Origin of the sequence: Corynebacterium sp. (assembly GCF_012838985.1) — a bacterium.
GTDB lineage: Bacteria > Actinomycetota > Actinomycetes > Mycobacteriales > Mycobacteriaceae > Corynebacterium.
This window is the reverse complement of the sequence record NZ_DUOE01000038.1, coordinates 1-5,913: the sequence shown is the minus strand read 5'-3', so window position 1 is coordinate 5,913 and position 5,913 is coordinate 1. Positions and strand designations below refer to the sequence as shown.

The following is a 5,913-nucleotide window of genomic DNA, read 5'->3' as shown; positions in this document are numbered from 1 at the left end:
CGGCGTGATCAACGACGTCACCTTCGCCAGCCTCTTCGAGGCCCACTCCGAGTTCGTGGTCGGCCTGAATGCGGAACTGCCCTACTCGGTGACGTACCTGGAGGACCCGAAGCGACTGGTCATTGACCTCGTCAAGTCATAACAAAAGAGCCATAACCCGGGACATGAGCCGGTTATGCCATCTATCGTGGTGTTATGACCACTTATCGACGCCCCCTCATCACCGCCACCCTCACCGCCACGGCACTGCTGCTCGCCGCCTGCAACGACGGCGGCACCACCAATGGCGGAACGACCACCACCGTCGCCGACCCTGTCACCGTCACCTCGACGGCCGCCACCCCGACCACCGAGGCCACCGAGACCGCCGGGACCGCCACCAACGCCGCCGTCACCAGGACCGACGCCCCCGACCCGACCACCGGGTCCCCGCCGACCGACCGCCCGTTGGGCACCCCGGCGGTGTCCACCGAGACCCGCACCGGTGTCTGGCCCGTGGACAACTCCCCCGCCCCGCTGGTCACCGGCGTGCGCGTCGGTGTGCACCCGACCTACACCCGCGTCGTCTACGACCTCGTCGGCAGCGGTGAGCCCGGCTGGATCTCCCGGTACATCGACCAGCCCTACCAGGACGGCTCCGGCTTCCCCGTCGACGTGCAGGGCAACGCCTACCTGATGATCAACATCACCGGCACGACCTACCCCTTCGAGCACGAGGCCACGGAACTGGCCACCGGCCCGCACGCAGGTGGCGGCGTGGTCCGGGAGATCGTCAACACCGGCATCTTCGAGGGCAACACCCTCACCTACATCGGCCTCGACCGGGAACTCCCCTACTCCGTGTCGGTCCTGCACGACCCGTTGCGCGTGGTGGTGGACATCCAGCACCCGTAGACCCTGCGGGAGCCGGTGCCGCGGATTAGGATCCGGTCATGTTCGTCGACCACGCAGCACTGCGCGCCTCCCTCGCCGAGTCCGATCTCTCCCACTCCCTCCGCGGGGAGCTGGAGTCCCTCGCCCGTCCCGCCGCCCGGCTCCTCTCCGAGCCGGGCGCACCGACGCAGCCCGGTCAGTCCCGCTTCGGCGGCCACCCCGACCTGCCCACCGGATTCACCTGGCCCCTCCACGCCGGGACCGGGCAGCCGCTCCCCTTCCTGGCCCAGATCAACCTGGCGGACGTGGACGGCCTCACCGACCTGGACCTGCCCGCCACCGGCCACCTGCTCTTCTTCTACGACTCCGTCGACCAGCCCTGGGGCTACCGCCTCGCCGACCGGGCGGGATTCCGTCTGCTCCACGTGCCCGACGGGGAGCTCACCCCGCAGGAGGGCCCCGATCCCCTGCCCCCGCACCGCCTCACCGCCGCCCCCGGGGTGAGCGTGCCCTCTGCGAGCTCGCAGGCCTTCGACTGGTCCGAGGAGGACGACGCCTACCTCGACTGGTCCGACTCCACCCCCGACCCCACGGAGAACCACCAGCTCGGCGGGTGGCCGGCCGTCATCCAGGAGGACGACATGGAGGTCAAGTCCTCCGTCCTCTCCCGCGGTGAGGAGTACCGCCACGGCATGACCACCGAGGGCGACCCCGGCACGTGGGTGCTGCTCGCCCAGTTCGCCTCCTCCGCGGACGGCGACTGGTCCTGGGGTGACGACGGCTGCCTCTACGTCTGGATGCGCCACGAGGACATCCGCGCCGGCGCTTGGGAGAACGCCCACCTCATCCTGCAGTGCTTCTAGGAACGCGGAAGCCCCCGCTCACCAGGGGTGAACGGGGGCGTCGGCAAGCGGGAGATTAACCCTCGACCGGGACGAGGGAGATCTTGCCGCGGTTGTCGATGTCGGCGATCTCGACCTGGATCTTGTCACCGACGTTGACCACGTCCTCGACCTTCTCGATGCGCTCGTCGCCACCGAGGTTCGAGATGTGGATCAGGCCGTCGCGGCCCGGGGTCAGGGAGACGAAGGCACCGAAGGCGACGGTCTTGACGACCGTGCCCAGGTAACGCTCGCCGACCTTCGGCAGCTGCGGGTTGGCGATGGAGTTGATCTTCTCGATCGCGGCGTCAGCGGCCTCACCGGAGGCGGCGGACACGTAGACGGTGCCGTCGTCCTCGATGGAGACGTCGGCGCCGGTCTCCTCGGTGATGGAGTTGATGGTCTTGCCCTTCGGGCCGATGAGCTCACCGATCTTCGACACCGGCACCTTGACGGTGGTGATCTTCGGGGCCAGCTTGGACATCTCATCCGGGCCGTCGATGACCTCGGCCATGGTCTCCAGGATGGTGAGGCGGGCCTCACGGGCCTGGGACAGGGCGTCGGTGAGCACCTGCGACGGGATGCCGTCGAGCTTGGTGTCCAGCTGCAGCGCGGTGATGAACTCCGGGGTGCCGGCGACCTTGAAGTCCATGTCACCGAAGGCGTCCTCGGCGCCGAGGATGTCGGTCAGCGCGACGTACCTGGTCTCACCGTCGACCTCATCGGAGACCAGGCCCATGGCGATGCCCGCGACCGGGGCCTTGAGCGGCACACCGGCGTTGTACAGGGACAGGGTGGACGCACAGACGGAACCCATGGAGGTGGAACCGTTGGAGCCCAGGGCCTCGGACACCTGGCGGATGGTGTACGGGAACTCCTCGCGGGACGGGATGACCGGCTCGAGGGCACGCTCGGCGAGCGCACCGTGACCGATCTCGCGGCGCTTCGGGGAACCGACGCGACCGGTCTCACCGGTGGAGTACGGCGGGAAGTTGTAGTGGTGGATGTAGCGCTTGGAGGTCTCCGGGGACAGCGAGTCGATCTGCTGCTCCATCTTGAGCATGTCCAGGGTGGTCACGCCCAGGATCTGGGTCTCGCCACGCTCGAACAGCGCGGAACCGTGCGCACGCGGGATGAGCTCGACCTCGACGCCGAGGTCACGGATGTCGGCGACACCGCGGCCGTCGATACGGAAGCCCTCGGTGAGGATCTTCTGGCGCACGATCTTCTTCATCAGCGCGTTGTAGGCGGCACGGACCTCCTTGGCGGCGTCCGGGTTCTCCGCGAAGGAACCGACGAGCTGCTCCTCGATCTCGACCATGTAGTCGTTGGCGGCGTCCTCGCGCTCGTGCTTGCCGGCGATGGTCATGATCTCGCCGAGCTTCTTGCCGGCCTTCTTCTCGACGGCCGCGAACACCTCATCGGTGTACGGCGGGAAGACCGGGAACTCCTGACGCTCCTTGGCGGCCTGCTCGGCCAGACCGTTCTGGGCCTTGCACAGCAGGGCGATGAACGGCTTGGCGGCCTCGAGGCCCTCGGACACGGTCGACTCGGTCGGCGCCGGAGCACCGTTGCGGACCAGCTCGAGCACGTTCGCGCCCGCCCCGGCCTCGACCATCATGATGGCGACGTCCTCGCCCTTGCGGCGGCCCTTGCGCTCGACGAGGCGGCCGGCGACGACCATCTCGAAGACACACTGCTCACGCTGCGCCTGGTTCGGGAACGCGACCCACTGGCCCTCCGGGTGCTTGTCATCGGCGATCAGTGCCACGCGGACACCGCCGACCGCACCGGAGACCGGCAGGCCGGACAGCTGGGTCGCGGCGGAGGCACCGTTGATGGCGACGACGTCGTAGTAGTCCTCCGGGACCTGGGACAGAACGGTGATGACGACCTGGACCTCGTTGCGCAGGCCCTTGACGAAGGTCGGGCGCAGCGGACGGTCGATCAGACGGCAGGCGAGGATCGCGTCGGTCGACGGACGACCCTCACGACGGAAGAAGGAACCCGGGATGCGGCCCGCGGCGTACATCCGCTCCTCGACGTCGACGGTCAGCGGGAAGAAGTCGAAGCCCTCACGCGGCTGGTTCGAGGCGGTGACCGTGGCGAGAAGCATGTTCTCCTCGTCCAGGTAGGTGGTCACGGCGCCGCCGGCCTGGCGTGCCAGCTGGCCGGTCTCGAAACGGATCTCGCGGGTACCGAAGTCACCGTTGTCGATCGTGACAATCGCCTCGGTTACGCCGTAATCCTCGTCGACGTGAATTTCCACGGGGTTGCTCATGTATCTCCTCAGATCTGAGTTATCGGCGATCATCGGTGTCGCCGGATGCGTGTCTTAACAACGGTTCGCGATTCTACCAGGTGAACCAGGGTGTTAAAAGCCCCTTCCGCGGGCCCGGGCGCGGGAATCTGCTAGAGGTGGGGATATGACTACATCACTGACCGTCGACCCGGCTCTCCGGCGCGCGGCCGTCGCCGCCGCGAGTCCCCTCCGGGGCAGCCGCCTGTGGGGCGGCCTGGCCGGACTGACGGGCGGTGGGCTGGGCGCTCTCCTGTCCACGGAGAGCATCGGGAATGCAGCCGGCCCGGCGGCGGTGCTGCTGGTGATGCTCACGCTCGCGGTGGCGGTGGTGACGGCGAGATACTTGTCGACGCGCCGCCGCGTGACACAGCACTACGAACCGGGCTCCGAGCTGGTGGTGTCCGCGCTGCCGCACGGTGGTGTGGCGGTGCGGACGTCAGCGGGAACCTACTCCTTCGCCGACGAGACTCCTCGGCAGCAGCGCGGGCCGGACTTCATCTGGCTGGGAGGCCGGCGCGAGGGGCTTCTCCTGCCGGCCCAGCTGGTTCCCGGGGCATAGAAACGCCGAACCCGCCCTCCGGATGGAGAGCGGGTTCGGCTGGAAGTTCTGTTCGCTTAGCGACGCAGGCCCAGACGGGCAATCAGGTCACGGTAGCGGTTGATGTTGTTGTCGGCCAGGTACTTCAGCAGGCCACGACGACGACCGACCAGCAGCAGCAGGCCACGACGGGAGTGGTGGTCATGCTTGTGGAACTTCAGGTGCTCGGTCAGGTTGTTGATGCGGCTGGTCAGCAGTGCGACCTGTGCCTCGGTGGAGCCGGTGTCGGTCTCGTGCAGACCGAACTCGCTCAGGATGGTCTTCTTCTGCTCAGAGGTCAGAGCCATGAGGTATCTCTCAATCGTTGTTTCAGTCCACATGAAATGACCTGACCAGGGTTTTCGACACCCACGGCCAGGTGGCGCAACTGCTGTGGACCGCAGTCGCATGAAGCCTTGGAGGATCTTACCGGGTGAGGTGGTTGGGGGCCAAATTCCTCACCTCGAGCGAGTGAATCGGCCTGAATTTTTGAGAGTGGCGTGTTACGCGGCGTGAAGGCCTGCGTGGTTTTCTCGTTGGTAGTTGGTGTAGTGCTCGATCGGCGGGATATGCCCGACCCCTGGAAAGTAGACACAGGGGATTTAATCAGGAAGCAGACTTGAGCATAACAGGGCAACGCTCCTCGAACACCGCTGGAGCGAGATATCTGCACCAGGAATGCCGACGAGTCGTGTTGTAACGGGTACACCAGCGGAAAACATCCCGACGACAGACAAGCTGACTGGAAAATACCTTCGCGTCCTGGAGGACCTCACGCTTCAATGCGGCGTTGAAGGACTCCGCCAAGGCGTTGTCAGCACTGCTACCGATCCCGCCCATCGACTGCCGGATCCCCAGCTGCGTACACGTCTCCTGGAACGCGTGCGAGGTGTACACACTGCCGTGGTCCGAGTGAAAAACAGCGTTCTCCAGGCCCCCACGCTGGCCCTTCGCCATCACCACGGCGTCCTGAACCAGGGAAGTGCGCATGTGGTCGGCGATCGCGAAGCCGGCCAGCCGGCGGGAATAACAGTCGATGACGGTGGCGAGGTACATATTCGACCCGTCGGCAATCGGCAGGTAGGTGATGTCACCGACGTAGACCCGGTTCGGTGCCGGGGCGGTGAACTTCCTTCCCACGAGATCGGGGAACACCGGCTTCTTTCCCTCGGACACCGTGGTGGTGACCTTGCGTTTCTTCGAGTAGCCGAACAGCTTCAGCGAGCGCATGATCCGTGCGATCTTCTTGTGATTGACCGGGGCTGTAGTCGAGTTGTCGT

General features: G+C 66.3%; 6 protein-coding genes. 3 read left to right on the top strand and 3 right to left on the bottom strand.

Translation table 11 applies throughout. The annotated features are described in order from the left end of the window. Positions 1-195: 195 nt before the first annotated feature. Positions 196-894, top strand: coding sequence for a hypothetical protein (locus GXZ33_RS01855; protein WP_291339163.1), 699 nt, complete (start codon positions 196-198; stop codon positions 892-894). Positions 895-932: 38 nt separating this feature from the next. After that, complete coding sequence (locus GXZ33_RS01850; RefSeq protein ID WP_291339162.1) at positions 933-1,736, top strand: YwqG family protein; 804 nt, start codon at positions 933-935, stop codon at positions 1,734-1,736. Between the two features lie 55 nt (positions 1,737-1,791). On the opposite strand, the gene GXZ33_RS01845 is transcribed toward GXZ33_RS01850, so the two are convergent. Next, the gene (locus GXZ33_RS01845) at positions 1,792-4,068 is read right to left on the bottom strand and encodes a polyribonucleotide nucleotidyltransferase (protein WP_291339161.1); all 2,277 of its coding nucleotides are present in this window, start codon (positions 4,066-4,068) and stop codon (positions 1,792-1,794) included. A gap of 112 nt (positions 4,069-4,180) precedes the next feature. Between GXZ33_RS01845 and GXZ33_RS01840 the strand changes: the two genes are divergently transcribed. After that, positions 4,181-4,615, top strand: coding sequence for a hypothetical protein (locus tag GXZ33_RS01840; protein ID WP_291339160.1), 435 nt, complete (start codon positions 4,181-4,183; stop codon positions 4,613-4,615). A 56-nt stretch (positions 4,616-4,671) separates the two neighbouring features. On the opposite strand, the gene rpsO is transcribed toward GXZ33_RS01840, so the two are convergent. After that, complete coding sequence (rpsO, locus tag GXZ33_RS01835; RefSeq protein ID WP_291339159.1) at positions 4,672-4,941, bottom strand: 30S ribosomal protein S15; 270 nt, start codon at positions 4,939-4,941, stop codon at positions 4,672-4,674. Between the two features lie 298 nt (positions 4,942-5,239). After that, the coding region (locus GXZ33_RS01830) for an IS3 family transposase (protein WP_291339158.1) at positions 5,240-5,913 on the bottom strand (674 nt) is incomplete at its 5' end.

Bases quoted from the DNA above. Each gene is read 5' to 3' on its own strand.
- GXZ33_RS01840 (WP_291339160.1), top strand. From the start codon at position 4,181: ATGACTACATCACTGACCGTCGACCCGGCTCTCCGGCGCGCGGCCGTC.
- GXZ33_RS01855 (WP_291339163.1), top strand. From the start codon at position 196: ATGACCACTTATCGACGCCCCCTCATCACCGCCACCCTCACCGCCACG.
- GXZ33_RS01845 (WP_291339161.1), bottom strand. From the start codon at position 4,068: ATGATCGCCGATAACTCAGATCTGAGGAGATACATGAGCAACCCCGTG.
- rpsO (WP_291339159.1), bottom strand. From the start codon at position 4,941: ATGGCTCTGACCTCTGAGCAGAAGAAGACCATCCTGAGCGAGTTCGGT.
- GXZ33_RS01850 (WP_291339162.1), top strand. From the start codon at position 933: ATGTTCGTCGACCACGCAGCACTGCGCGCCTCCCTCGCCGAGTCCGAT.